Origin of the sequence: Amphibacillus sp. Q70 (genome assembly GCF_052055485.1) — a bacterium.
Lineage (GTDB): Bacteria > Bacillota > Bacilli > Bacillales > Amphibacillaceae > Amphibacillus.
In genome coordinates, this window is the sequence record NZ_CP197171.1 from 3,711,036 (window position 1) to 3,737,801 (window position 26,766).

At 34.4% G+C, this 26,766-nt stretch carries 29 protein-coding genes; 12 read left to right on the forward strand and 17 right to left on the reverse strand.

Going from position 1 to position 26,766, the window contains the following annotated elements:
- Nucleotides 1-188: 188 nt before the first annotated feature.
- The 4 genes from ACS127_RS16790 to ACS127_RS16805 form a co-directional block, all read right to left on the reverse strand.
- Nucleotides 189-452 (reverse strand): phosphocarrier protein HPr, encoded by a 264-nt coding sequence (locus ACS127_RS16790; RefSeq protein ID WP_440896161.1) that lies wholly within the window; start codon nt 450-452, stop codon nt 189-191.
- A gap of 175 nt (nt 453-627) precedes the next feature.
- Nucleotides 628-1,344, reverse strand: a complete 717-nt coding sequence (locus ACS127_RS16795; RefSeq protein WP_440896162.1) for a hypothetical protein — start codon at nt 1,342-1,344, stop codon at nt 628-630.
- Nucleotides 1,345-1,346: 2 nt separating this feature from the next.
- Nucleotides 1,347-1,862 (reverse strand): RNA polymerase sigma factor, encoded by a 516-nt coding sequence (locus ACS127_RS16800; protein WP_440896163.1) that lies wholly within the window; start codon nt 1,860-1,862, stop codon nt 1,347-1,349.
- A 69-nt stretch (nt 1,863-1,931) separates the two neighbouring features.
- Nucleotides 1,932-2,444 (reverse strand): hypothetical protein, encoded by a 513-nt coding sequence (locus tag ACS127_RS16805; RefSeq protein WP_440896164.1) that lies wholly within the window; start codon nt 2,442-2,444, stop codon nt 1,932-1,934.
- 865 nt (nt 2,445-3,309) lie between these two features.
- On the opposite strand from ACS127_RS16805, the gene deoD reads away from it, so the two are divergent.
- From deoD to ACS127_RS16820, 3 genes are all read left to right on the forward strand, one after another.
- A complete protein-coding gene (deoD, locus tag ACS127_RS16810) occupies nt 3,310-4,020 on the forward strand; it encodes a purine-nucleoside phosphorylase (RefSeq protein ID WP_440896165.1) in 711 nt (236 codons plus the stop codon).
- 102 nt (nt 4,021-4,122) lie between these two features.
- Nucleotides 4,123-4,713, forward strand: a complete 591-nt coding sequence (locus tag ACS127_RS16815) for a biotin transporter BioY (protein ID WP_440896166.1) — start codon at nt 4,123-4,125, stop codon at nt 4,711-4,713.
- Nucleotides 4,714-4,807: 94 nt separating this feature from the next.
- On the forward strand, nt 4,808-5,284 hold the full coding sequence (locus tag ACS127_RS16820; protein WP_440896167.1) for a divergent PAP2 family protein: 477 nt from the start codon (nt 4,808-4,810) through the stop codon (nt 5,282-5,284).
- Between the two features lie 76 nt (nt 5,285-5,360).
- Here ACS127_RS16820 and ACS127_RS16825 read toward each other — a convergent pair whose 3' ends face one another.
- Nucleotides 5,361-5,591 carry a hypothetical protein gene (locus tag ACS127_RS16825; protein ID WP_440896168.1) on the reverse strand — a complete coding sequence of 77 codons (231 nt, stop codon included), beginning with the start codon at nt 5,589-5,591 and terminating at the stop codon, nt 5,361-5,363.
- Nucleotides 5,592-5,644: 53 nt separating this feature from the next.
- Nucleotides 5,645-6,862, reverse strand: a complete 1,218-nt coding sequence (locus ACS127_RS16830; protein WP_440896169.1) for an NAD(P)/FAD-dependent oxidoreductase — start codon at nt 6,860-6,862, stop codon at nt 5,645-5,647.
- A gap of 187 nt (nt 6,863-7,049) precedes the next feature.
- Between ACS127_RS16830 and ACS127_RS16835 the strand changes: the two genes are divergently transcribed.
- Together ACS127_RS16835 and ACS127_RS16840 are read left to right on the forward strand one after the other, a co-directional pair.
- Nucleotides 7,050-8,042 carry an NAD(P)/FAD-dependent oxidoreductase gene (locus tag ACS127_RS16835; RefSeq protein WP_440896170.1) on the forward strand — a complete coding sequence of 331 codons (993 nt, stop codon included), beginning with the start codon at nt 7,050-7,052 and terminating at the stop codon, nt 8,040-8,042.
- A 137-nt stretch (nt 8,043-8,179) separates the two neighbouring features.
- On the forward strand, nt 8,180-8,710 hold the full coding sequence (locus ACS127_RS16840) for an isochorismatase family protein (RefSeq protein ID WP_440896171.1): 531 nt from the start codon (nt 8,180-8,182) through the stop codon (nt 8,708-8,710).
- A 409-nt stretch (nt 8,711-9,119) separates the two neighbouring features.
- Here the strand turns inward: ACS127_RS16840 and ACS127_RS16845 are convergent, their stop codons facing one another.
- The gene (locus ACS127_RS16845) at nt 9,120-9,479 is read right to left on the reverse strand and encodes a HesB/IscA family protein (protein WP_440896172.1); all 360 of its coding nucleotides are present in this window, start codon (nt 9,477-9,479) and stop codon (nt 9,120-9,122) included.
- Nucleotides 9,480-9,639: 160 nt separating this feature from the next.
- Between ACS127_RS16845 and ACS127_RS16850 the strand changes: the two genes are divergently transcribed.
- The gene (locus ACS127_RS16850; RefSeq protein WP_440896173.1) at nt 9,640-9,915 is read left to right on the forward strand and encodes a NifU family protein; all 276 of its coding nucleotides are present in this window, start codon (nt 9,640-9,642) and stop codon (nt 9,913-9,915) included.
- A gap of 283 nt (nt 9,916-10,198) precedes the next feature.
- On the opposite strand, the gene thrB is transcribed toward ACS127_RS16850, so the two are convergent.
- The 3 genes from thrB to ACS127_RS16865 are packed head-to-tail and all read right to left on the reverse strand — an operon-like array spanning nt 10,199 to nt 13,440.
- The gene (gene thrB / locus ACS127_RS16855) at nt 10,199-11,086 is read right to left on the reverse strand and encodes a homoserine kinase (RefSeq protein WP_440896174.1); all 888 of its coding nucleotides are present in this window, start codon (nt 11,084-11,086) and stop codon (nt 10,199-10,201) included.
- On the reverse strand, nt 11,083-12,144 hold the full coding sequence (gene thrC / locus ACS127_RS16860) for a threonine synthase (protein ID WP_440896175.1): 1,062 nt from the start codon (nt 12,142-12,144) through the stop codon (nt 11,083-11,085). Before thrC ends, thrB begins: the two co-directional genes overlap by 4 nt.
- A gap of 3 nt (nt 12,145-12,147) precedes the next feature.
- Nucleotides 12,148-13,440, reverse strand: a complete 1,293-nt coding sequence (locus tag ACS127_RS16865; protein WP_440896176.1) for a homoserine dehydrogenase — start codon at nt 13,438-13,440, stop codon at nt 12,148-12,150.
- Between the two features lie 309 nt (nt 13,441-13,749).
- Here ACS127_RS16865 and ACS127_RS16870 point away from each other — a divergent pair, with 309 nt between their 5' ends.
- Nucleotides 13,750-14,259, forward strand: a complete 510-nt coding sequence (locus ACS127_RS16870; RefSeq protein ID WP_440896177.1) for a phosphatidylglycerophosphatase A family protein — start codon at nt 13,750-13,752, stop codon at nt 14,257-14,259.
- A 512-nt stretch (nt 14,260-14,771) separates the two neighbouring features.
- Here the strand turns inward: ACS127_RS16870 and ACS127_RS16875 are convergent.
- Nucleotides 14,772-15,047 (reverse strand): YutD family protein, encoded by a 276-nt coding sequence (locus ACS127_RS16875; protein WP_440898168.1) that lies wholly within the window; start codon nt 15,045-15,047, stop codon nt 14,772-14,774.
- Between the two features lie 220 nt (nt 15,048-15,267).
- Between ACS127_RS16875 and ACS127_RS16880 the strand changes: the two genes are divergently transcribed.
- Nucleotides 15,268-16,203, forward strand: a complete 936-nt coding sequence (locus ACS127_RS16880; protein WP_440896178.1) for a M23 family metallopeptidase — start codon at nt 15,268-15,270, stop codon at nt 16,201-16,203.
- 67 nt (nt 16,204-16,270) lie between these two features.
- Here the strand turns inward: ACS127_RS16880 and ACS127_RS16885 are convergent, their stop codons facing one another.
- The gene (locus tag ACS127_RS16885) at nt 16,271-16,369 is read right to left on the reverse strand and encodes a methionine/alanine import family NSS transporter small subunit (RefSeq protein WP_440896179.1); all 99 of its coding nucleotides are present in this window, start codon (nt 16,367-16,369) and stop codon (nt 16,271-16,273) included.
- A gap of 17 nt (nt 16,370-16,386) precedes the next feature.
- On the reverse strand, nt 16,387-17,859 hold the full coding sequence (locus tag ACS127_RS16890; protein WP_440896180.1) for a sodium-dependent transporter: 1,473 nt from the start codon (nt 17,857-17,859) through the stop codon (nt 16,387-16,389).
- Nucleotides 17,860-18,270: 411 nt separating this feature from the next.
- Here ACS127_RS16890 and ACS127_RS16895 point away from each other — a divergent pair, with 411 nt between their 5' ends.
- Complete coding sequence (locus ACS127_RS16895; RefSeq protein WP_440896181.1) at nt 18,271-19,017, forward strand: EcsC family protein; 747 nt, start codon at nt 18,271-18,273, stop codon at nt 19,015-19,017.
- Nucleotides 19,018-19,130: 113 nt separating this feature from the next.
- Here the strand turns inward: ACS127_RS16895 and ACS127_RS16900 are convergent, their stop codons facing one another.
- The gene (locus tag ACS127_RS16900) at nt 19,131-19,391 is read right to left on the reverse strand and encodes a hypothetical protein (RefSeq protein WP_440896182.1); all 261 of its coding nucleotides are present in this window, start codon (nt 19,389-19,391) and stop codon (nt 19,131-19,133) included.
- Between the two features lie 746 nt (nt 19,392-20,137).
- On the opposite strand from ACS127_RS16900, the gene ACS127_RS16905 reads away from it, so the two are divergent.
- From ACS127_RS16905 to ACS127_RS16915, 3 genes are all read left to right on the forward strand, one after another.
- The gene (locus tag ACS127_RS16905) at nt 20,138-20,302 is read left to right on the forward strand and encodes a hypothetical protein (protein WP_440896183.1); all 165 of its coding nucleotides are present in this window, start codon (nt 20,138-20,140) and stop codon (nt 20,300-20,302) included.
- Between the two features lie 119 nt (nt 20,303-20,421).
- Nucleotides 20,422-20,796, forward strand: coding sequence for a DUF3021 family protein (locus tag ACS127_RS16910; protein ID WP_440896184.1), 375 nt, complete (start codon nt 20,422-20,424; stop codon nt 20,794-20,796).
- Between the two features lie 788 nt (nt 20,797-21,584).
- A complete protein-coding gene (locus ACS127_RS16915) occupies nt 21,585-21,956 on the forward strand; it encodes a hypothetical protein (RefSeq protein WP_440896185.1) in 372 nt (123 codons plus the stop codon).
- Nucleotides 21,957-22,376: 420 nt separating this feature from the next.
- Here ACS127_RS16915 and ACS127_RS16920 read toward each other — a convergent pair whose 3' ends face one another.
- The 3 genes from ACS127_RS16920 to istA all read right to left on the reverse strand — a co-directional run bounded on the left by ACS127_RS16920 (nt 22,377) and on the right by istA (nt 26,447).
- Nucleotides 22,377-22,871, reverse strand: coding sequence for a phosphoribosylanthranilate isomerase (locus ACS127_RS16920; protein WP_440896186.1), 495 nt, complete (start codon nt 22,869-22,871; stop codon nt 22,377-22,379).
- 1,246 nt (nt 22,872-24,117) lie between these two features.
- Nucleotides 24,118-24,882, reverse strand: a complete 765-nt coding sequence (istB, locus tag ACS127_RS16925; RefSeq protein WP_337020333.1) for an IS21-like element helper ATPase IstB — start codon at nt 24,880-24,882, stop codon at nt 24,118-24,120.
- Entirely contained in the window at nt 24,879-26,447 is a 1,569-nt protein-coding gene (gene istA, locus ACS127_RS16930; RefSeq protein ID WP_440898111.1) for an IS21 family transposase, read from the reverse strand. The genes istB and istA overlap by 4 nt, the downstream gene beginning before the upstream one ends.
- Nucleotides 26,448-26,766: the final 319 nt, after the last annotated feature.

A 26,766-nucleotide genomic window follows, 5' to 3' on the forward strand; every position in this document is an offset into this window, starting at 1 on the left:
CCTACCTTAATTTTTAAAAAACGAAAAAGCCGATCCTATAAAAAGGTTCGCTCTGAGTACTCGCCTTCATGAGTCTTTCATGATTAATATGCAACTTTTCTAGACAATTCTAAATGCTGTTTATTTTCCTTTTCTATTAGAAAAAAAAGAAAGATCTATTCACGTGAGATAGATCTTTCTTTGCTTAATTATTCTCCTAATTGTTCGCGGATGGATTCAGCAATTCCTGCAATTGCTTCTTCTTCGTCTGTACCTTCTACAGTAACTTTAATTTCTGCACCTTTAGGTACTCCTAGAGACATAACACCCATGATTGATTTTAGGTTTACTGTCTTTCCATTATAATGCATTTCTACATCTGATTCATATTGTCCCGCCTTATTCACTAACAATGTAGCTGGACGTGCATGAATACCTGTGTCATCAGTAATTGTAAATGTTTGTTCTTTCACTTCTGTTCCTCCCAACTGTTATCATTCATTTAATTAACCATTCTTTAAACAAAAATAGATTAATTAAAATCATTATATACTAATTTTAACACGGAATAAACTAAAATAGTACGATATTCATTGTTTTAATGATTTTCAATATAAAAATGCTTAAATTTGAGCATTAATGTTCTTCTTAATTCTCTTTCTTTAAGTGCTCTAAAGGCAGTGATCGTATAACTTGAATGAGCTCTTCCCCCATTAAAGTATGAGAACTGACCTGCAAACTATATCTTCCCACTATTAATGTTGCTTTATTCATTTTGTCATTCTCAGATAAATAGACATCAAAATCCTGAACTTCAATTATTTCATCATTAATGGAGTCAAACAAATGATCACCACTCAATTCCGTTTTGGCTTTTTCTTGGTGGATAGAGAATATCTCTTGATCTTGATTATAAAATTGAGCAAAAGCAGTTATGCTATGATCATTTTCTAGATAAACTATATTTTGCAATTTAGTATTGGATTCTGGCGAATAACTTGGCATAGCAAATAAAAAATCATCAGCTTCCATAAGCTCTATTTGTTGAGCGGAATCTTCATTAACTAATATAGCTGAATCAACTTCTTCTGAAGATTCATACAATGATTGGTTACTCTCTTTTTGAGTTGGCGAAAAAACTATATTATCAACTAAAAAAACACCTATAACAAGCAAAATAAATGAAGATATAACAATTGGAAAATTTAGTCGAGTTGTCATTCTTGTTTTTTTAACATCAGATGATTGTTTCATCGTCCTATTAATTTTATTCAAAACTATTTCATGCCTCTTTTTATCCACCTGAATACTTTCATGTAAATTAACTAAAGCTTCTTCAAGTTCAGAGTTCCTATTTTCATACATATCTATTCCCCTCCATTCAGTTTCTTTTCTAAAGCTTTCATTGCCCTAGATAAGGTTGTTCTGACTTTACCCTCTGACCACTTTAGTACAGTTGCCGTTTCTTTAACAGATAGTTGTTCCATTTTTCGTAAAATAATGACTTGTCGATATTGATATTTTAAGGTCATGACAGTTTGATATAACTCTTTAAATTGTTCGCTTATTATTAATTGCTCCTCAACAGTAGGTTGTTTATATTCTCTTTTTTTAAAAACAATATCTTTTACCAGTTTGATCGGTGCATTTTTCCTAATAAAGTCCACCGTAATATTGTGCGCCGTCCTATATAAGAAAGTTTTTGGGTAATCAATTGACTTCCCAGATTCAAGATAGTTAAATGTTCTAATAAAGACTTCTTGTAGCAAATCTTCCGCTTGTTGATAATCACTAATCATATATAAAATATATTTAAAAATGGAGTGTCCGTATGTACGATACCAATCATTTATTAATGCTCTATGTGATAAATATTCATCCAATCATATTTCCTCCTTTCCAAACATATAAAAAGGACCAAAGTATCTCTTAACTTTGATCCAATTTTCACTTTACTTTAGATCCATTGAAGTGGCAACATCTATTAACTCAGCTTTGCTCAGATACGGTGCCCCTATCGAATAGAAATAATGATCAGTTGCTATCCATACTTGATTCAATCGCTCTCCTTGATCAGAAGTATAATGAATGAGTGCTTTCTTTTGACCAATAGTCCTTTCTTCAACATCATTTGAAGCATTTCTTTCCGCTATTATTTGAATAGCTTCATCTGAAGTTATATCATCAGGCAAACGTTCTTGAAGCAATTGAATTTTCCATTCGTGTTTTTCTTTATCTCCTGAAGCACCCAAATGCGTTAACGTAGCCTCAATTCCATCACCTAATAGTTGCTGTTCGGTATTAAGCACATACCTAGAATGGTTAGGTACCATTTTAGGTAAAACAATTTCGATTCCATTTGACTGAATGTTTTCAATTTTAGTAGAGACCTCTTCTAACATTATTACATTTTCTTTATTATCTTTTGCGGTGTTATTCCCATTTGCTAGAACCTTTATTCCCAAAAGTAAAGCAGAGACAACTGTTATGATCATAAAAAACCGTCAGCATTCTTGTTCTCATTTTTGAGATTCTCCTTTCTAATTAAATAATTTTAAAATAGACGGTTAAGTTTACAAAATGTTGCACTTTTGTTATTAATATTGTTGTCATTGTTGTTACATAAAGCAAGATTCAATCAGTGAGCGTTTTACGGACGGTTATCTGTGATAAAAAAATGACAGAAGTGTTCTATCTTACTTTTCATATCGAATGAAGATCTGAAACAGGTGATAGAAGATTCTATCCGTCATTTTGCTTAGAAGAGAAGATCAAAATCAGTGATAGAAGTGCTCTATCCGTCATTTTGCTTAGAAGAGAAGACCAAAACAAGTGATAGAAGCGCTCTAACCGACATTTTGCTTAAAAAAGAAGATCAAAACACGTGATAGAAGTGCTCTAACCGTCATTTTGCTTAGAAGAGAAGATCAAAACCAGTGATAGAAGTGCTCTATCCGTCATTTTGCTTAGAAGAGAAGATCAAAACGAGTGATAGAAGTGCTCTATCCGTCATTTTGCTTAGAAGAGAAGATCAAAACGAGTGATAGAGGCGTTCTATCCGACCTTTTAAGCAGGTGTTTCGAATAAAAAGTGGAATAGAAGTGCTCTACTCAGTTTTTCTAGATGGAGGTTAAATTTAACAGAAAAAGATAGACTGATCTCGATATGGAGCAAAAAAGTTTACGCTACATTAGGGTATGGTCATCAATAAAATACTATTTTCTTGATGGTTCCTAAATCATTTAACATAGTTCGCGTGATAAATTCATTTGTAATCTGAAAATGATTGTGATAAATTTACCATATAACATTGTATTGGAGGCTTGTTTTATGAGTACACATATTGGAGCAAAAAAAGGTGATATCGCTGATAAAATTCTTTTACCGGGCGATCCATTGCGAGCAAAATATATCGCTGAGAATTTTTTAGACAACCCTGTTTGTTATAATGAAGTTCGTGGCATGTTAGGTTATACCGGCACTTATAAGAATGAAAAAATTTCTGTTCAAGGGACGGGCATGGGGGTCCCATCTATTTCAATTTATGTTAATGAACTTATTCAAGAATATGATGTAAAAAAATTATTACGAGTTGGCACTTGTGGTGCGATTCAGAAAGACGTCAAAGTTCGTGATGTAATCTTAGCTCAAGCTGCAACAACGGACTCTCAAGTCAATCGAATGGTTTTTGGCGGTATTGACTTCGCCCCAATTGCAGACTTTTCTTTATTGAAAAACGCCTATAATGTTGGACTTGAAAAAGAACTTAAATTGCAAGTCGGGAATGTCTTTACTAGTGATAGCTTCTATCGAGAAAACAACTTAGAACTACTAAATAAATTAGCAAACTATCAAGTATTAGGTGTTGAAATGGAAGCAACTGCCCTTTATACACTCGCGGCTAAATTTAACCGACAAGCCTTAGCGATATTAACGGTTTCAGACCATATCTTAACAGGTGAAGAAACGACAGCCGAAGAACGACAAACAACCTTCAATGATATGATTGAAGTTGCTTTAGACGCAGCTATTATGGACTAGAAATAAAAGTGTTGAACGTGAGGAGCCTGTTTTACCACAGGTTCCTATTTTTACCGTTATTGTTAACTTAAAATATAAACAGTTAACATTTCAGGAGGAAATATGATAAAAAATATCTCAACAACAGATTTATGTTATAGTGCTCTTTTTATTTGTTTAATGGCAATTGGAGCAAATATCACATTTTGGTTTCCGTTCTTATCGATTCCAATTGGCGGAGTATCTGTTCCATTATCATTCCAGACCTTTTTTTGTATAATGGCAGGTCTACTGCTTGGAAAATACATTGGAACCTTAGCAATGGTTGGTTACATCATGATTGGTCTGATGGGTGTGCCTGTTTTTGCTCAAATGCAAGCTGGCCCATTCGTCCTCTTTAGTTATACGGGCGGATTTTTAATTTCATTTATTTTTGTTGCCTATGTAACAGGCTATTCGATGGAAAAGATCCGTGTTTTCACAGTAAAAATAAGCATCGTTATTTCATTGACTGGGGTATTGGTGAATTATATGATCGGTATAACTTATATGTACCTAGCTATGAACACCTGGCTTGGCCTAAACATCACCTATCAGGCTGCTTGGATAAGTATGATTCCCTTTTTAATTAAAGATATCGGCTTAGCCTTTGTTGCTGCACTTATCTTGGGTAAATTAATCAATCGGTTACCTAGGCATATTCGTAAAATTTAATCTGAATTTCGACCTTAACTGCATGACTTTAATGAAATACCTATGCTATAATAAGCGATATCATTTGATTAGAGACTGAGAGGATGTGTCAAGGGTGACTGTGTTTGAAAATTTCCCGCTAATCGTTGCTCTGTTTGCGATTCTTTTCGCACAAGGGGTAAAAGTACCGATCCACTATATTGCAACAAAAGAATTCAAACCAGGCCTTGCATTTAGTACAGGTGGAATGCCAAGTAGTCATTCAGCTGCTGTTGCAGCTGTTACAACTGGAATAGGAATAGACCATGGTTTATCATCCGGTATTTTCGCAGTATCATGTGTCTTTAGTGTTATTATCATGTTTGATGCTACTGGTATCAGGAGACAAGCCGGTGAACAAGCCATTGTTCTAAATATGCTTGTTAAAGACTTTCAATATTTTGTTGAAGAAGCAAAAGTCTGGGCTAAGAAAAAAGAGTTTGAAAAGAAACAGGAACTGAAAGAGCTATTAGGTCACCAACCTATTGAAGTTTTTTTCGGGGGATTAACTGGGATTATTCTTGCTTTGCTAATCTACCCTTTATTTCATTAAATATCAGCAAATAAAAAAAGCAGGTTCATTAGAGTAAAATGTTGAACTTGCTTTTTACTTTGTTTATCATAATTAATTAAACGCTAGCTGCCTCTTGATCGATATGGGATTTAAAAGCTTCTATCGTCTCTGTTTTATAAAGAGAATTGATTGGCTTTACTTGATAATTTCCACTCGTACGAGTTGCTGTTACTTCGTTTACCGAAAAAAAATCAAAAAAAGTTAAATTAGAGACCGCTGCTACAGTAGAAAGACTCGCAAAGACAAATGTAACTGTAAAAAATAATACGTAAAAAAATTTTTTCACTCTACTCATCCTCTCTAGTCAGACAGGATTGACAAAGGATTAAAAATTTATACCTATTTGTTAACTGATTTTTTCTTATTTAACTGGAGCCAAATAAGTGATAGCCCACCAATTTGCAATAAAAAAACATAATCCGATATTTTCTTTAAGATCGAGGCTGACCTGCCAAAGATCTTCTTCCCTTTTCTTGTCATACCAATTGCATCTTGTGCACCAATTGAAGCAATCGTTCCTCTATTTTTAAATACAAATGGCTTTAACTGCCCTTTCTGATTCAATTTAACCAATAAGTTATGTACAGCTGTCCTTGCTTTTTGAATCGCAATATCTGCATTTGGTAAATAAGGTGTGCCCTCTTGATCTCGAATCAAAGCAACATCACCAATAACAAATACATTCGGATGACCAGGGACAGTTAAATCAGCCCCTACTTCAATCCGACCAAGCTCAGATGGGAAATCTGATTGATCAATGACATGATGTCCTTTCACACCAGCTGTCCAAACAAACAGATCAACAGGTATATCTTCCACTAATCCTGATTGCTCAATTTTTATACTTGTCTGACTAAGAGATTTAATTTTTGTGCCTAAATAAAATTCGACATGTCTTTTTTCTAATTGTTGCATAGCATATTCGCCTAGTTCCAAATCAAATTCAGGGAGTACTGTAGGCTCATACTCAATCGACATTAATTTTATTTTTTGCTCATCTATGCCTACTTGTCGGCATAACTTCGGCAATTGCTCTGTTAATTCACCTAAAAGTTCAACACCGGTAAACCCGCCACCACCAATGACAAGATGAAGAGGTTTGTTCATATTTGTTTGACTATACTGATTCAAAGTAGTTAAGATTTGCTCAAATAAACGGCTAGATTGAGACAATGTTGTGATCGAATAAGCATGTTCTTTAAGACCTGGAATTTGAAAAGAATCAATTTCAGAACCAAGCCCAACGATTAAATAATCATATTGATATTCACCATTTGTGGTTTTTATCATTTGCTGATCACTATCAATCGCTGTTACACAATCATTAACAAAATTGATCCGTTTTAAATCAAGGAGTTTTCGAAGGTTAAAAGCGGATGCCTCCCTTGAATTAACCCCGACAGCATTTCGATGTAACCAGATCGTTTGGTAATGATAAGTATTTTTATTGATCAATGTGATTTCAACTTGATCACCTAATCGTTGCTTTTGTAATTGTAAACTCGCTGTCAATCCAGCATAGCCTGCACCTAGAATAATAACTTTTATTGGGGTCAAATGAAGTCCTCCTTATCAATTCGCCACCCTTTTATTCCGTCACAATATTGCCATAATTTTATCTTAGCGGTTTTAAGTTTTTTTTTCAATGAAGAATATCAAAGGTTTAATTTATTTATTATGTTAAAAAGTATGTTAAAATATTGGTTAGTTGTGTTAAATATGAATGAGCAGGTGGGATAATCACATGACAGAAAGAAAAATATATGACGTAACCATTATCGGGGCGGGACCAGTTGGACTATTCACTGCTTTTTATGGTGGATTAAGACAAGCTAGTGTCAAAGTAATCGAAAGTCTGCCACATATTGGTGGCCAATTAAGTGCCCTTTACCCTGAAAAGAATATATATGATGTGGCGGGTTTTCCAAAAGTACGGGCCCAAGACTTAGTTAACAACTTACAAGAACAACTACAAATGTTTGAGCCTACTTTTTGTTTAGAGGAAGCCATTGAGGATGTTGAACGATTGGAAGATGGGACATTTAAATTAATCTCAAATCAAAACACCCATTTTTCCAAGACCATTATTATTACCGCTGGAAATGGTGCTTTTCAACCACGAAAACTCAATTTAAAAGAAGCCTCTGCCTATGAAAATCGAAATTTACACTATTTTGTTGATCATATGATGCAATTTAAAGATAAACGTGTTGTTCTCTTTGGCGGCGGTGACTCTGCGGTTGACTGGTCATTGATGTTGGAGCCGATTGCAAAAGAAGTCACTTTAATTCATCGACGTGAACAATTCCGCGCTCATGAGCATAGTGTCAAAAGATTAGCCGAATCAAAGGTGAAAGTCTTAACTCCTTTTGTTCCTGAAGCTTTGATCGGTAATGAACTGATCGAACAAGTTAAAGTGAAAGAAGTAAGAGGTGAACGAGAAATCACGATTGATGTAGATGATGTCATTGTTAATTATGGTTTTATCTCATCACTGGGGCCAATTAAAAACTGGGGACTTGAGATTGAAAAAAACAGTATTGTGGTCAACTCAAAAATGGAAACAAATATTGAAGGGATCTATGCAGCTGGTGATATTTGTACCTATCCCGGCAAAGTCAACTTAATTGCGACCGGTTTTGGTGAAGGACCAACGGCAATCAATAATGCTAAAGCAGCCATGGAACCAAATGCAAGGATACAGCCTCAGCACTCAACCAGTCTGTTTAATGAATAAATTTTAGAGAAACTAGGGTTTTCGCCAAGTCTTTATCGCGAAAATCCTAGTTTTACTTATATGATAGTGGTATGATGAATTGAGACGATAACTATACAAAAGTCGTGATATTTATAAAGAGATAAGCAGGTGAGAAAATGAAAAAAGCCCTTTTAGTCATTGATGTACAAAATGGTATTGTTAATTTTGGTAATTTTACAGAAGAACTTTTATTGATGGAAAATATAATTAGAGATTTTAAAAATAACGATAATTCTGTTATCTTCATGAGACATATAGATGATATAGAAGAAAGCTCGTTATATAAATATTCTGATGGTTCTAAACTACATCATTCCCTAAAAGACTATGCTGATCATGTCCTTGAAAAGAAAACACCAAGTTCGTTCTTTCAGACAGAACTTGCTAACAAATTAGCAGAATTGGATATAGATCACTTGTTTATCATCGGATTTAATACTGAATTTTGTTGTATGTTTACCGCCATATCAGCTTTTGATCGAGGCTTTAAAGTCACGTTCATTGAGGACGCTACTGGAACTGTTAATACGGATGAAACATATGAGATGCCTGGCCTAGATATTAAAGACTTTATCGGAACGGTCTTGCACTGGTCCAATGCAATTGAAGTATTAGATTATCAAGAGTATATTGAAGAATATCAGTAAACTTTGGAAGACTAGAATTTTTTCTAACAAATGTAATATAAAACTTGTCCTGTTGCCATACTTAAAGATCTTTGGCTAACCCATTACGAGAGAGTCCAAAGATCCTTAGGTATGAAGAAAACATCGTATTTCTAACGATATAAAACGAAACCACAATCAGTGGGAGTCAGGTCTACAGGATGCAAGTGTTTCCAGTGGGACGAGTAATCACACTATGGAAAACCACAGAGCATTTACACTGCAAGAATAAGTGTCTTTCTTATTCTGAGTCCCAAGTTTACGACGGTTATCTGTGATAAAAAAAGACCTCTTCAATAAATAATTTGTAAAAATCATCCATCGAAGAGACCCTTTTTAATAAAGCTGTCTATATGCTTTAAAAACTTTATTTACTTCTATCGAGAAGCCCTTAACAATTCTCTGGTATTCCCTCTCGTTCTTTTGCTTTGAAAGAGGAGCCACAACCGCAGGATACAATAGCATTTGGATTATCGATCGTAAAACCGCCGCCCATCATATTCTGTTTAAAATCAATCGTTGTGCCTTCAATAATGGGGAGATCTTCTTTTCTTATCGTGACTGGAATATCATTCATTTGATCAATATAATCTAACTGTTCATCGAATTCTTGATCAAACCCTAATGAGTAAGACAGACCACTACATCCCCCGCCTTTGACTCCAAAGCGAAGTCTGAATTGATCATTTTCTTCATGTTTTAGCATTTCTATTATTTGATTTTTAGCTTGTTCGGTAATTTGGAGAACCATCAATCCTTACCCTCCTCATTCTTATTATCAATAAGTATACGCAAAAGCAACGATTAATTCAAATGCAGCGCTCAATCTATTATATGTGTAAACTTCAAACTTATTGTCTATAGTTTATTAAAAAATATTTCCCAAGAAATAAAATCAAATACTTCTTAAAATGATCAATAAATGGTATACTTACGAAAGGAAGAAAGAAAGGAGTAGATGGATGATGCAAGAGCAGGTGCAAGAAGTTTTAAATAAATTACGTCCATTCTTACTACGTGATGGTGGCGATGTTGAATTAATTGAAGTTGATGAAGGTATTGTACGTCTACGCTTATTAGGAGCGTGTGGAAATTGCCCAAGCTCAACCATTACACTTAAAGCTGGAATCGAACGTGCATTGGTATCAGAAGTACCTGGTGTACGTGAAATAGAACAGGTTGTTTAATAATATTTAATTAGAAAATCTTAGCTTATTATCAAATTTTATCATGGGGTGTGTAATCACACTAAAGTAAACTACAAAGTGCTTACACCGCAAGAATAAGTAATTTTTTATTCTGATTCTGAGTCCCAAATATTTTCAATGTCGTTGGGGAATTCAGACCAACTCCAAATCTTTATCGTGAGAAATATTGTTTAGTTATACAAGTACCGATAATCAAACAGAGACTACCTTAGTATCGACATGATACTGTGGTAGTCTCTTATAATTTCGCTTAATAATTTACTTAGCGCTCTACAACAGAAACACCTTGATTTACAGCATCTAAAACTAACCATTTCAAATCAGGAAAACTTCTCTTCCATTGTTCGAGATATTGAGTGACCTGTGCTTGAGACGCTAGGGCAATCATGGTTGGACCTGCTCCACTTAAATATAAACCATAGACATGATTCATCAATTCCTGCTCAATTTCATCATAATGCGGGATTAATTTTTTTCGATAAGGTTGATGGAAGCAATCCTTCTTCAACATCTCTCCTAAAAGCGGCCAATTTTGTTGACAAATAGCGGCAACACTTACATTAGCAACACTACTTGCTCTCACGCTCTCCCCATGTGTAAACTGTTTGGGTAAGATCTGCCGTGCCTCTTTTGTTTTTAATTCAAAATCAGGAATAATCGTGACAAAAGTAAGATCGTCAATCGGAACACGAATGGTTTCTAGAGTTTGATCAAAATGACCAATGATACACCCGCCTAGTACAGCAGGAGCTACATTATCGGGATGACCCTCAATCTCTGTTGCCAGCAACATCTTTTCATCAGCGGATAAGTTTAATCCCGCTAATTGATTGGCTAACTCAATCCCAGCGACAATCGCTGTTGCACTACTTCCAAGCCCTCTCGCTAATGGAATATCACTTTTCAGTTCTACACGGCAAGCAGGAAGTTCACTTATTTGATACCGTTCTGCAGTCTTTTTAGCCATTTGATAAATAATATTTGACTTGTCAATCGGCAAATGTTTCAAATGATCTGAAAGAGGAATGAACGCCCACTCATTTGCTTGCTCAATGGTCAAAGTAAGATATAAATTTAAAGCAATTCCAATTGAATCAAAACCAGCTCCTATGTTAGCGGTTGTTGCTGGTACTTTTATTTGCCAACTCATAATGAAGCACGACCAAGAATTTCCTGCATCACCACTTCATCATCATTTTCGAGTACGGTTGGTTTTATATCACTATACTCAATCGCTGTGTTTGGATCCTTCAATCCATTACCTGTTAAGACACAGACAACTTTGGAACCTTTCTCCACCTCACCTTGTTCTAATGCCTTAAATAAACCTGCAATAGAAGAATTAGATGCGGGCTCAGCGAAAATCCCCTCATTTTCTGCCATCCATTGATAAGCAGCGATCATTTGCTGGTCATTAATTTCATCAATCGTCCCACCAGACTCATCGCGAGCTGTGACTGCTTGTTTCCAACTAGCAGGATTACCGATTCGAATCGCAGTTCCGACTGTTTCTGGGTTTTTAAAAACACGATCATGAACGATAGCAGCTGCTCCACTTGCTTCGTAACCCATCATTCTTGGTAGACCCGTTTGCTTGCTTTCATGATACTCCTTAAAACCTTTCCAATAGGCAGTGATGTTTCCAGCATTACCAACAGGAATAAATAAATAATTTGGTGCTTGACCGAGTACATCACACACTTCAAAAGCTGCTGTCTTTTGTCCTTCAATTCGATAGGGATTAACAGAGTTAACAAGAGTAATCTCATCACGCTCAGCTAATTGACGTACAATGCGAAGGGCATCATCAAAATTTCCTTTAATCGAGTAAATTTCTGCTCCATACATAACAGCCTGAGCAAGCTTACCCTGAGCAATTTTCCCTTCAGGGATAATAATAATTGATCTTAATCCTGCTCTTGCTGCATAAGCAGAGGCTGAGGCTGAGGTATTTCCAGTTGATGCACAAATCACTGTTTTGGCTCCATCTTCAATTGCTTTTGCGATTGCCATCACCATTCCACGATCCTTAAATGAACCCGTCGGATTAATTCCCTCAATTTTTGCGTAAGCCTCGATTCCATATTTCTCAGAAATTTTTTCAAGCTTAATTAATGGTGTATTCCCTTCATGTAAACTAATCATTGGTGTGTTTTCATTTACTGGTAAATATTCTGTGTATTCTTTTATAAGTCCTTGCCAAGCCATTAACTATTCCTCCCCATCAACTCTGTAGTGACTGATTAAACGTTCAACTACAGTTAAATCTTTTAATGCTTGTAAGCTTTTTAATAATTGTTCCTGACTAATCTGGTGCGTGATCATGACAATCTCTGCACGGCCTTTCTTTTCTGCTGGTAATTGCAAAATTTTCGCAAAGCTAACATCGTGATCAGAAAAAACATTCGTAATTTCTTGAAAAGCACCAGCTTGGTCTTCAACAGCTAATCGAATAAAATGACGTGAAAATTTCTCAGCATCTACTTTTAGCTTACGTTCAAATTGTGGACTAATGTATGAATGACCGCTTATACCTAAACGAATATTGCGGATCACTTCCATAAGATCGGAAACAACTGCTGTAGCTGTTGGCAGACTACCAGCACCTGGACCATAGAACATCGTCTCACCAACTGCCTCACCATGTACAAAAACAGCATTAAATTCATTATTGACAAGTGATAAGGGGTGATCTTTGGGTAACAAAATCGGCTCCACGGTTACTTCAGCTTTATAATCATTTATGGAAGCAATTCCAATCAATTTAATAATATACCCCAAACTTTTGGCAAAATTAATATCCTCTTGGTTGACTTGCCGAATCCCTTTAACGGTAACATCATCAAGATTCAGTTCCATTTTAAAAGCTAGATTTGCTAATAAAACCATCTTTCTTGCAGCATCTAATCCATCAACATCTGCACTTGGATCAGCTTCTGCAAAGCCTAATCTTTGTGCTTCTTTTAGGACATCATCAAAGGCTAAACCTTCTTGGGTCATTTTGGTCATGATGTAATTTGTTGTTCCATTCACAATACCCATTATTTTTTCAATATGATCAGATGCTAAACCATCAGCAAGTGTTCGAACAATGGGGATACCACCGGCAATACTCGCATCATAAAGAATATCACAATGATTTTCTTTTGCTAAACGAAGCAGCTTCTGACCATACAATGCCATTAAATCTTTATTTGCCGTCACAATGTGCTTTTTATTTTTTAAGGCACGCTCAAGTAATTGATTCGTTCCTTCGATCCCACCCATTACTTCTACAATGACTTCAATTTCTTCATCATTAACTAATTCATCAGGATCGGCAGTTAGCCAGTTCATATCAATCACAACATCTCTTGGCTTATCAACATTATTAACTAACACCTTTACGATTTCAACATTGCAGCCCAACATGTGTCTTATTCTCGCTTTATGATCCTTCAAAACCTTTACTACCCCAGTACCAACGGTTCCTAGACCACATAATCCTATTTTCACCGTATCCATTTTAACGCCTCCCCCTTGTATTTATCCAGTGAACAAATGTATATCTATTGAGGACATTATACCTGTTGCTTGTATTAGATTCAAGATTAAATTAACATAAATTTCAGAAAAAAGTGAAAATGACTTATCGCTTATTATATGTCTTATCGTCAAGCAATTTCAATATCTTTTTTATTTTATTCATGATATAGTCTGTAATAACAAAGAATAATCTTTAACCTGATCAACATGAACTAGTAAATGATTTGAAAAAATCCATTTTTCTAGCTATGATTGATACTAAATTATTCAGAGATGGGATGGAGTTATATGTCAGAGCAAAACCCTAAAACAGATCTAGAAAAAAAAGCACGCGATTGGATTAAAGAACGTGGTGTAACACTTCAAGATATTGCTGAACTCGTTTACTATCTCCAATCACCTTATCATGATGTTCTAAAAATGGAAGATTGTCTTGAAAATGTCGATAAAGTATTAAGTAAAAGAGAAGTTCAAAATGCTGTTATAACAGGGATTCAACTTGATGTCCTAGCTGAGCAAAATCAACTTGTCACTCCGCTTCAAGAAACGATTAGCACTGACGAAGGACTATACGGGGTAGATGAAATCATTGCTTTATCCATCGTCAATGTTTATGGCTCAATTGGGTTTACGAATTATGGCTATATTGACAAACAAAAGCCCGGTATTCTTGAAAAGCTAAATGATAAATCAAGCGGGGAATGTCATACCTTTCTTGATGATATCGTGGGTGCCATTGCAGCTGCTGCCTCAAGTCGCCTTGCACACGGCGTAGCTAACGATGAAGAACTTGATTAAAATTACCATGATTAGTTATTGAATTAAGCTTCATAAGCTAGACTGATAAAACGAAACTTCAATCAGTGGGAGTTGGGCCTACAGGATGTAGGTCATGCATATGGTTCCGGTGGGGCGAGTCATCACACAAAGGAAAGCTACGAAGTATTTGCATCGCAAGAATAAGTGTCTTACTTATTCTGAGCCCCAGTCCCAAGTCCTTTCGATGGGGCGAGTAACCGCACGAAGGAAAGCTACGAAGATTTTACACCGCAAGAATAAGTGGTTTTCTTATTCTGAGTCCCAGGACGTCGTGATCTTAGTCTGTATCCCTTAATACCCACTGATTGTTAAGGAACACAAGCTAACGTCTTCGCGTCCTGCGAAAACGCTTGTGTGACCAACGTCGGGTTGCCCCGAGTTTTACGGACGGTTATCTGTGATAAAGCTTAGAAAAACTCGTATTCATCTGTCCTTTAATGAATACGAGTTTTTCTTACCCACTAATATGTAAAAATGAAATACTTTTTAAGTTATTGAACGATTCGCTTAACAATAAAATAGGCACAACCAAAATTACAGTATTCATATAAATAATCATCAATTGCACTTGCCTTCGTATCAAAACTCGCCTTTGTGCTTTGATCATCAAAAAATCCCTTTAATCTCAATTGCTCATAGCCCCAATCACCTACAATAAAATCATACTTTGCTAGTATATCGCTATATCGTTCAACAAAAGCTTTTTTATCAAAACCATTTTTATGATTTTCAATTAATTGATACATATGCCCTTCGATTTCCACCATTTCCATCATATAGCTATACTCCTTTTAAAAATAATCTCTAGTATTAAATATTTTTAGAAAATGTAAATTCAATGACCTGCTTATTGTTTATTTTAGCACAGAGTAGGGAACTTCAACAGTCAAGTTAGTAAAAATAATCCTTGGTTCAAACTTCCATTCATTTTTCCAAACAAATATGATCATATTATACTTATAAGCTTTTTCAAAAGAGGTCATGTTAATGAATAAAATAATTATTTCTTTTCTTCTTATCCTATTATGTATACCTTATCCCGTTTTATCTGCTGAAGAGGTGGATCAAAACAAAGAAAGACAGGCTTTGTATAAAAAGACAGAGGCACTCACCCAAATTCCTTGGTACTACTTAGCTGCCATTGATCAATACGAGCGCCAGATTAATCGTGATGAACAATTAATTTCAATTCATTTTCCAGAACACTATTGGTTTGGAGTTACCAATATTAACCACGATCAATCTGAATCATCGATCTTGTTTCACGGTGGATTAGGACTTGATGGCAATGGAGATGGAACAGCGAATCCTGAGGATCCTGAAGATCAACTCTATACCCTGGCAAATTATTTATTAAACTACGGGTTAACTGAACCTCAAATCCATCAAGCCATATGGGACTTTTACCAACGACCTTTGGCTGTTAAAACCATTAAACAAAATGCCAAAATTTATCGCACATTTAAAACAACAGAACTTGATGAAACAACCTTCCCCATTCCTAAACATTTTAATTATAGTTATCGTAGTACATGGGGTGACAGACGAGGTTTTGGCGGTCGGCGCATCCATGAAGGAACTGATATTTTTGCAGGCTATGGGACTCCTGTTAGAGCAACCACATACGGAACGATAGAAATTAAAGGTTGGAATCAATATGGCGGATGGCGTATCGGCATTCGAGACCTTAATAATATCTATCACTATTTTGCTCATCTTAATGGGTTTGAGGCCGAATTAGAAGTAGGAGATATCGTCACACCAGGTGATGTGATCGGTTATGTAGGATCAACTGGATATGGGCCACCAGGTACTTCCGGAAAGTTTCCACCCCACCTCCATTACGGGATGTATAAAGATAATGGAGAAAACCAATGGGCATTTGACCCTTATTCATCATTAAAAAAAGCAGAAAATCAATAGTTATCAATTCATTTAAAATAAGCGTTGTAAAGAGAAGATTCTTTACAACGCTTATTGCTAAGCAAAATTATTTGGCAGACCTAAATGCGTGTAAAATACTAAATGCTAATCCACCCCAAATAATTAACATTCCGATAATCATCATAACTATTGCTGATGCTGACATTTTTCCACCCCTTTAAATTACTTTTCGTTTGGCCATTTTTTCATTGTGATCAGAACACCAAATACCATTGCGCCAATAACAACCGTCCAGCCAAAGTTAAACAAAAATTCTCTTGGGTAGCCCATATACTCACTTGTCATGTCTGTCCTTAAGTTTTGAATCATCATATAACCTAAAACAAGTGGTGTCACAAAACGCAGTGAAAACTTCCACCATGGTCCAAGTAAAATATCTGACACACTGTCAGCATGGGCTTGTAAGTTATCCAATTCACGCACATACCAAGCAATCCCGACTACTTCTATTAAACCGACTAAAGCAATTCCATAGTTATTAATGAAATAGTCGATGGTATCAAGCAAAGTCAAGCCACCTTGTGTCGCATACAATAATGAACAGATAGTAGCTAACCCAACCCCTACTAAAACTGAAGTACGCCGTGAAATATTAAACTTTTCCTGTAAACCAGCAATATACGTTTCAGATATTGATACCATTGATGACAACCCTGCTAAAACAAGTGAAGCAAAGAAGAGAAAGCCAAACAGAGCTGAAGCAGGCATTTGACTAATAATCTCAGGAAAAACCATAAATGCTAAACCAATTCCTCCTTCAACAACCTCTGAAATTTCTTGGCCTGTTTGGGTTGCCATAAAACCAAGTGCTGCGAAAACCCCAATACCAGCTAACAGCTCAAAAGAAGAATTAGAGAAACCAGTAATAAAAGCATTATTGGTAATATCCGATTTTTTTGGTAAATAAGATGAAAAAGTAATCATAATGGCAAAACCAATCGATAAACTAAAGAAAATTTGTGAATAAGCCGCAACCCATACAGAGCCATCCATAATTGAAGACCAATCAGGAGCAAAAAAGGCATTTAATCCCGATAACGCACCTGGTAGTGTGACAGCACGGATAACAATTAATAAAAAACACACTAATAAGAGTGGAATACAAATTCGATTAGCTAATTCAATCCCTTTTTTAACTCCTCTAAATAGGATAATAAAGACAACTACCCAGATTAGGATCATTGGAATCAATACACTCGGCACAACTGAACCAAATACTCCTGGATCTGTCCCATTTAAAAATTCATTAACAAAAAATGACTCAGGATTACTTCCCCATGCTTGTGAAAAGGAAAAGTAAGCGTACATACTTGCCCATGCCACAATAACTGGGTAATAAGTAGAAATAACAAATGAAATGGCGACTTGCCACCAACCGATCCATTCCATTCCTCCACTTATCCGTTTAAAGGCTCTTGGTGATGAACTGCGATATTTATGCCCAATGGTAAATTCCATGATGAGCATTGGTATTCCCGCCGTTAGTAGAGCAAATAAGTAAGGAATAAAAAAAGCACCCCCACCATTTTCATACGCAACAGCTGGAAAGCGCCAAATATTTCCTAAACCAATTGCGGAACCCATTGCTGCTAAAAGGAATCCTAAACGAGATCCCCATTGCGATCTATTTTCCATATATATATCCTCCTAAAAAAAGAATATTCTGACGATTAAAAGAACTCTATTTGCTTGTCCTTTTGAGTGAATACACTAGTTTTATTTATACTATCATTTCTCGACAAAATCTATTCCTTTCTAACAGTATAAATAAAGACATGCCATTAATCGTTCAAATATTTATTTTTTTCTGACATTTAACGATTATATCTATTGTTCAGCCTTCTGTCAAAGAATATTTTGTGAACTTTTATTTACTTCTTTGTATAAATAGTAACATGCAAGTTGTTTTATTTGATCTTATGCTTTGTTAGTTTTTTTGAATATCTTCACCCTTTAAAGACACATCGTGTTACCTTACCTTATTTTTTGGTATAATAAAATAAATATGTTTCAATTTTTTTGATAAAGAAATAGTGAGGTGAATAGATGACTGAATATGAACAGCTTATTTTAAGTGATCTAGAGAAATGGCGCAAACAATTACTGAAACGCTCAAGCCTATTTAGTCAAATGTCTAAACAAACCCAAACAAAATTAAATAAACTGATCCCACAAAAAGCACATGACATCATTACAGATAGTATTAAGCAGATGGTAAAGGCAACGCTAGCTGGATCGAATATTATAACTAATAAAGCACAAGATGTTGGAAAAAATTTATATGAAAAAGATCAATTATTTTACCAAAAATTTAAGGCAGCTCAACAAACGGCTGTAATAGAAGGCGCTGGAACAGGTGTCGGTGGCATTCTGTTAGGTCTAGCTGATTTCCCTTTACTATTATCGATTAAAATTAAATTCTTATCTGAGGTTGCAACTGTCTACGGTTATAATATAGAAGAATATGAGGAAAGAATGTTCATGCTTTATGTGTTCCAATTAGCTTTCTCAAGTGATCAAAAACGGAAAGAAACCTATCAGCTGATCAGCAACTGGAATGAAAACAAACAACGAGTCCGTGATATGGACTGGTACACTTTCCAGCAAGAATATCGTGACTATATGGATCTCGCCAAGTTGCTTCAACTCGTTCCTGGCTTTGGTGCTATTGTTGGAGCATATGCGAATCATAATTTGCTCGAAAAACTAGGTGAAACAGCAAAACGAGCCTATCAACTTAGATATTTAACTGACAAAGGCTTCTTTCATTCGACAATTTTGCTTGATGAGTAATGATGAATTACGCCATGACCAAAGAGGTTTTCCATATAAGATGGGAAACCTCTTTCCTTAGCTCTATCTATAACTTAATTTACTCAGCAGAACAAAAGAACTATATAGCAAAATTAATCCATATAAAACACATTAAGTTTATATTTCTCAAAAATCCTATAGGGTAAGCTATTTTTATTTAAAGATACCCAATAGTTAGTCTCTTTTTCAATATCATTCCATATCTCACTTTTGGCTATAGAATTGCCTTCCAAATAAAACTTTGTGTTGTCCACCTCTACAGTCAACTGTTCTCCAGTATCTAATCTTGTCACTGATAGTGTTGATTCTTCATCAGTCATATCCTTTTCATCAACTCTTACATATCCAAACAACGAATCAGTATTTGATAGGAAAGGTAAAATAACAAAAATAAATAACACGACAAAAATTATGTATATAAAAAATTTTTTCTGTACTTTACTTACTATCTTTAACACCTCCTGTAATTTTATGGGTATCTATTATTGGAATACTCCTAATTTCTTCGTCTATTTCTGCTTTAATTAACTCTTTGTTTTTTACCTCGTTTTCTAAATATACCCTTTTAAATATTTCTTATATAACTCTTTCCATTTCTTCAAATTCTTTCTTGACTTCAGCTAAGTTTAAGTCATTCATCTTCCTATTATTCTCTATATTTGAATTATAACTTTAAATTGTAACTAAGGCAATTGTATGTTATTGTTAATTTGCTAGTAAAAAATAATCTTTTAATTTTAGGCAATCACACCTGTTTTATAAGAAAATGTTAGGTAGGAGCTTAGGATTATTAATTATCCCATTCATGCTTGGTATTTTCCGGTTTTTGCTAAAAAAATTAAATCTAGTATTGAGGGAACTCAACCCGCTGTAATCATATGCGATAATAAGGACGATTTAGTTGAGCCGACAAATGATGATTTAATATCACCTTTAGCTGCAACTGCCTCAACAAAAGTTGAGTATCTTAATAACTCCGCTTCTTACCAATCAAGTGAATCTTCCCATTTTGTTGTAGATAATCCAAACATCAGGAAACTTATTATGCAGCTACGCCACAATCAAGTAATTCCTATTATATCTTATAAGGAGGATACTTATGAAAAAACGGATTTCTATTATGTTAATTATATTAGTTATCATAATTGGAACTTTTGTTTATTTTTCAGTTTTGAAAGAACCGGCTCAGAAAACTATTGTATTCGATAAAAACGGAGAAGAAATTGAACCACTTAGTGGCGATAGCGATAATCTTGGTCATTGATAGCATTTAATTTTAGATTTAATATCCGCTGTCGGAGAAGAAGTTTAGTTTTTTAAAAGACTAACTATATAAAATTGAGCAATAAATATTAGCTGAAGTTAAATTCGGAGGGGATTTCGTTGAACTTATTATTAAAGGGATTGCTTAGAGGTATAACCCCATTTGTTTTACTGCTAATCATTTCTTTATGGAATAGGTTACAAGGGGCTGCTGAGGAATCAAGTGCTCTCTTTTTTTATGGTGTCATTGCTTTTTTCTTAGGTCTGACCAGTGTCATATATGAAATCAATCATTGGAAATTTTCAAAACAAATTATTGCTCATTATGGTGCAATGCTGATTACGGTTTTTCCAACTCTACTACTTAGCGGTTTTTATCCCCTAAATTCTTTGATGGACCTAGTAAAAGTATATATAGAGTTTAACATAGCAGGGATTGTCTTATTTTTCTCAACTTATTTACTTTTTAAGCTAATTAGGAAATTTAATCAGTAAAAACACAACGGAGTTTGTTCTTCAACAAACAGTGCTTTAGTTGAAGCAAACTATATTACGAATTAGAACTCTCGAATATTGGAAGTTCTAATTTTTTATATATCAACATTAAATTTCAAATGTCCTTTAGCGTTCTTTGGGTTAAAATATGTGTACGACATGATGATTCGCTCCTTACCCTATGTTGTGGTAAGTTTAGGATAAGGAATCTTCATGTCTTTTTAATTATTGCATTTTATTTTACAACACACCATTTGATTAAATGCAACTATAATCGATTTTAGTGCAGCATAGGTATTTATAAATGAACCCTTCTTAAATCTGAAAGTAGATTTTTTTCTCACAATGATTGAACCATCCTTAACAAACAACAGTCATTTCTTTACCTATATGAGTCATCGATTTAGCTCTTAAGAGTAAGAATTTTTCGAGATCATCCACTCAAATCAATTCTATTATATGGTATTAATAGGATCATATAATGGTAGAGAAGGCGGTAATATCACTTATTTTAGGAGGATTTCAAACTGGCCACAAGAAAGATATTACTCATGTGGATAAATTGTTTTTACTTCTAATAACCTTTTCTAAATAAATTTATCCCTAAGAATTGTATTAGCATCCTAAATATTGCTATATATCCAATTGCTATGCTAGAATATACCGTATGATAAGCAATTAGAATTAACCTCCTAGTCAATTGTCACAATTTTATATGAAAATGGATTTTTGCATCGTTCTTCCTTATTTTTATCAGAAATCACTCATTACTATAAGGAGAGTGCCTTATGAAAAAGTTTTCTCTAGTTTTTTTCTCAATTGTTTTTCTATTATTACTTGTATATTTTGTCATGGATGATAGTAATGTTGTAGATGAAGATGATTCTCCCCATATACATAATAATATCCCTGAACCTGTTTTTGATGAAGGGAATGTACAAATCATTACTCCAGCAGAAGTACCGTCTTACTCCTATGATCCGACTCAGCCTTTAGATTTGTCTACTTTAGATGTTTTTGAAGATCCGGATGGGGCTGAGTTACTGTCAGGAAATTGTCGTGAAATTGAAGTAGATATCTCTGAACTTAAACATATCAATATTCCTCCAGAACTAATAACAGAGAATAATACAGTAATTTTGTCTGCTTGTGAAGAGTAAACTCCTCGGTAAACATAATCTAACTGTTTTCATAGATTAAATCTCTTGTAGCTCTATCACAATGTGATTGTTAATTAAATTTGATATCAAACGAAACTTTAATTAGTTAGGGTTTTCGACGTATAGGAAGTGCTAGTGCAGACGTTACGACAGGACTTCGTGATCTTAGTCTGCGTTCCTTAGTACTCACTGATTGTTAAGGAACACAAGCTAACGTCTTCGCGTCCTGGGACTCAGAATAAGAAAACCACTTATTCTTGCGGTGTAAAGCTCCGTAGTTTTCCTTAGTGCGGTTACTCGCCCCAGCGAAGTCCGTTGTTGACCCGAGTTTTACGGACGGTTATCTGTGGTAAAAATTAAATATGTTAAAGGTAGACACTTCAAAAAAAGTGTCTATTTTTACACCTCAATAAAGCAAATTTATGAAATTAACTCTTGTAAATACTTAATTTTTTTAAGGTCTTTATGATTGTTATTTTCCACTCTATAACTATCTTGATATGAGCTTTGATAAATTTTCAAGTACTGTTCAACATTTGGTAAATAGAACTTGACATCATTAACATAGACTAATTCCAACTCATTTATATGGACTCCTGCAAAACTAGGCAAAGTATCCATTACTCCAAATTCAACATTATAAGTACCATTACTAAATTCATGCTCATGTAAATCTATAAGATCATAGTTCAAATTTTCCATGACGGTAGAAATCAAATCCCAATCATGGATTCTTTCTTCATCTGGAGCTTCCCAACCTCGTGGGTCACCTTTAACTTGTATATCAATATCGCTAGGGGCCCAGTCAACTTTTGTTAAATACTCCAAGCCCACAGATCCCATTAACAATGGAATTATATTTTTTTCATTGAGTTTCTTTGTAATTCGTAAAAATTCTTTAAAGTTGGGATTCATTTCAAAAGCCTCCTATGTATTCTCATTTATAATCCTGCTCTATATTTTTAATGATACACATCATTTAGTAAATCAAATCCACTCTATTTTTAAAAGTATTCTATGAATAACAAAAAAGATACACGTGAAAACAATTGGCCAGGTAGCGATCCAAAAAATGGTTCCGAAATAGATATAATCATCACCCGAACCAATAGAAAAGATATGTTTTACCTCCCCAGTAGCAGACCGCAATGATGCCAAGTCCGTAGCATTCAATGCTCTTCCCTTTGATCTAAGATATTGTCCAGAAAAAAATATTAAAATTGGATAGACTAAAAGTAGGAAAGCATATAAATAATGCCTTTTCTTTAAAATATTATACAAAATCAAGACTGGCAAAATCAGTAGAAAAATAATAAATCCAGATAATAATAAAAAAGACAATATCAATAATAAATCAGTAATATGAATCACCTTCCCTTACAGTAAGTTACCATATTTTCGCATTTCCATTATAAACCATGATATGTACTAACCATACCACGATTTATAAATCGTTACTAATAAAATTTATTTGCGGTTTAAAAAATGAGTAATTGAAAAATTAGCAATTGAGAGAAAAAATATTATAAATCAGCAAAAAGGATTAGATAATTTAACCAAAAAAGAAGCTAACATTAAAACAATATTAACTAATATCAATTATTAAAAAAACGCCGTTGTAATTGAGCTTAGATCTGCCGTCTTGCTCGTAACATAAATCTTTTTTCTAGGTATGCGTGAAAAAGCACTAATAGCAAAATCGTTTAAGTATTAAAACACCAAATAAATAGTTGTCATTACAGTGTTTTATGTTTTTGTATTGTTTAACTCGAATGTTCTTAGAAACCTGTTGTTTCTACTTTAAATATACAAGACTTTCATGATAATATGTTTATAGGGTTTATTTTGCAAAGGAGATTCAAAAAATGGAGGTCTATTATAAATTAGACATGAGCGATTTAGTAGCATTCCAAAAAGATACCGTTAACACGGTACCCTATTTTATGAAAAGAAAAAAATATTTGGACTGATTTTCGCTATTTTGTATTTAGTTGTTGTAAGCTTTTTATTCGAAAATAACTGGCTTATAAAAATACTAGGAGCAGCATTTGTTTATTGGGGTTGTGTCCAATTTACGTATAAAAATAATTTAATTATGCAAACTAAAAGATTGGTTCGAAATAATTGTGACCGTCAAGTAAAAAGACACAATTTATGCTCATTAATTTGAAACACTTTCTTGCCCAAATATGGTCGATCTATGTTTCATTCGATAACTATCTTCATTTAGATGAATGATTTCAACTCGGTGTAGAATTCTATCTAATATAGCTGTTGTAATTGCTTGGTCACCTAATAGCTCTCCCCACTCTTTAGGTGCTTTATTTGAAGTTAAAATGATGGATGATTGATTGTATAAATCATTAATCAAGTGGAAGAACATATTAGCTTCCTGTGAATCCATCGCCATAAACATCAAATCATCAATAATAACTAAGTCTGCATCTCTTATTCTTTTCATTCTCGTCTGTGATTTTCGAGTAATTTCTTCCGTTTTTAATACATGAATAAGGTCTCCCATCGTAGTAAAGATAACCTTGTAACCTTGGTTTAACGCTTCGATTCCTAATCCAATTGATATGTGAGTTTTCCCACTACCTGGTGGTCCTAATAGAATGATATTGTGTAACTGTTCTATCCAAGTTAAATCCTTCAACCTATTCAAATGTTTATTGCTTAATGATTTCTGTTCTTTTATATTGAATTCCTCTAATGTCTTTTGGAACGGAAATGTAGCCCATTTAAATCGTTTTTCTAACTGCTTTTCTTCTCTGCGAGTTTGTTCATATTTTACTACATCTAGGAGGAACTGAGTAAAGGAGGAATCCTTTTGCTCAGCCTCTCTAATTAATGCAGGAAGGTGATTTGCTGTTTCTGTTAAACGTAGAGTTCTCATCAATTCTTGTAATTGATTTAACTGGCTCATACTGGATCACCTTCCAATATGACAGTATAGGCATTCACTTCTCGTTTTTGAGCTTCTGTTTCCATAACCCAAGCTGAAACTCCTTTTACTCGTGTTACATTCTTAGCGGTATCATTTGGTGTATCTTCCATTTGTCGATGTCGTTTTAAATAGGCAACGACATCGCTAAAATCTGTGGCACCATAAAGATTCCTCTTTATACACTCTTTCAATGCTGTTGATAGAATTTCTTTGTTATTTGTTTTTGTCTCTTTTATTATCATTTGGAGTTGATCCCTAATATATCGAGGGTACTTCCCTTTTACTGCTTGTAGATAATCATAAGCCATCTCACTGTCATTAAAATGCTCGGCAACTGTATTCATAAATGCATCAATACCCTTTGTTCTATCACGGCTATGTTTTCTATCTTTAATCAATAACCCTTTCTCGTCAGGGATCGTATGCTTTGCTATGATTTCACCTGTTTCAGGGCTATAAATGATTAATTCTCTTTCCTCCGTTTCCTTAATGCAGACCGTTTCGTACTTGCCAAACGTCCCCAATGGTAGAGTATAACGGTTAGATAAATATCGAATGGTATTGTCCTTATGGACACATCTTGATATACTATTTTCATAGTTATATTTTATATCTATATTTTTGGTGACTGGTCTTAAGTGTTGTCTTTCCAGGGAAAATACTTCGACCGGTCTCTTTTTTGTTGTATGGTGAATTTTATAGTTTCCAGTTCTATGAAGCCATTCCCACCCTTGTTCATTCCAAGAATCAATGTTATGAAAAACTCGATGTTTAGCGAAATTATGTTTAATAAATCCAACTACATTTTCAATTTTTCCTTTGCTCTCTGGATCCGCCTTGCGGCAAACACGAAGGTTTAGATTCCTAGATTCTTTATATTGTTGGAACTCTTGTGTTAAAATTAAATCCCCACCATTCTCACTGACAACGATTAAACTATCTTGGTCATATACCAATTCACCTGGAATTCCTCCATACCACTTAAATGCATTTTCATGTGCTTTAATGACATCTTGGGTAGTAAATGGCCTATCCAACCATTCCATATATTTATATCTAGAATTAGATAGTACAAATGCTATAAAGTTTAATTTTACTTCCTTACTGTCTGCTGCCTTCTGTTTCGTATGACCAAAATCAACTTGTATTTGCTCACCCATAGGTGAATCGAGAATAGCCTCATAAATTCGTGGTGAAGTTTCCTTTCTTATTTTATATTCCTCTCGAAGTTCTCTAACATAGGAGCGAACCGTACTTTCACCTACTTCTAAATCTTCGTATCTTTCTTTTAGCCAATCTTCTACTTGTGCCGCAGACATATCTGGATGTTCTCTTAGCCAGGATAAAATTAGTTCTTTATAAGGATCTAATTTCTTACTTCTGGTTTGAATGGAATCAACCCACTTAGACATATCCGAAGGATTCTTTTTTAGATAACGATGAACGGTTGATCTTGAGATTCCTAGTTTTTCAGCTACCTTTGTCTTACTAAAACCCTTTTTAATTAATTGATGTATTTCCATATACATTTCCCACTTATCCACCTTTACGTCCTCCACTGTTCTGTATGTTTTGATATAAACATTGTACAATGGAAGTTCTTATTATTAATATTTTTGTGTAAATAAGTGTGTCTTTTTATCTAGCAAAAACTGTCTACTCTAGTTTAGCAGTCACAATAATCCAAATTATTTAGATTTTGACTATAAATTAACTTTAAATGAAGACAATTTTATCAGAGAATTTGATGGTACTAGCCAACAAATCAATTGGAAATCGATACAATATGCAAATGAAGATGATAAAAGATTTTATATCTATGTATCTGAAATTAAAAGACTTGTTATAAAAAAAGTACCCCAT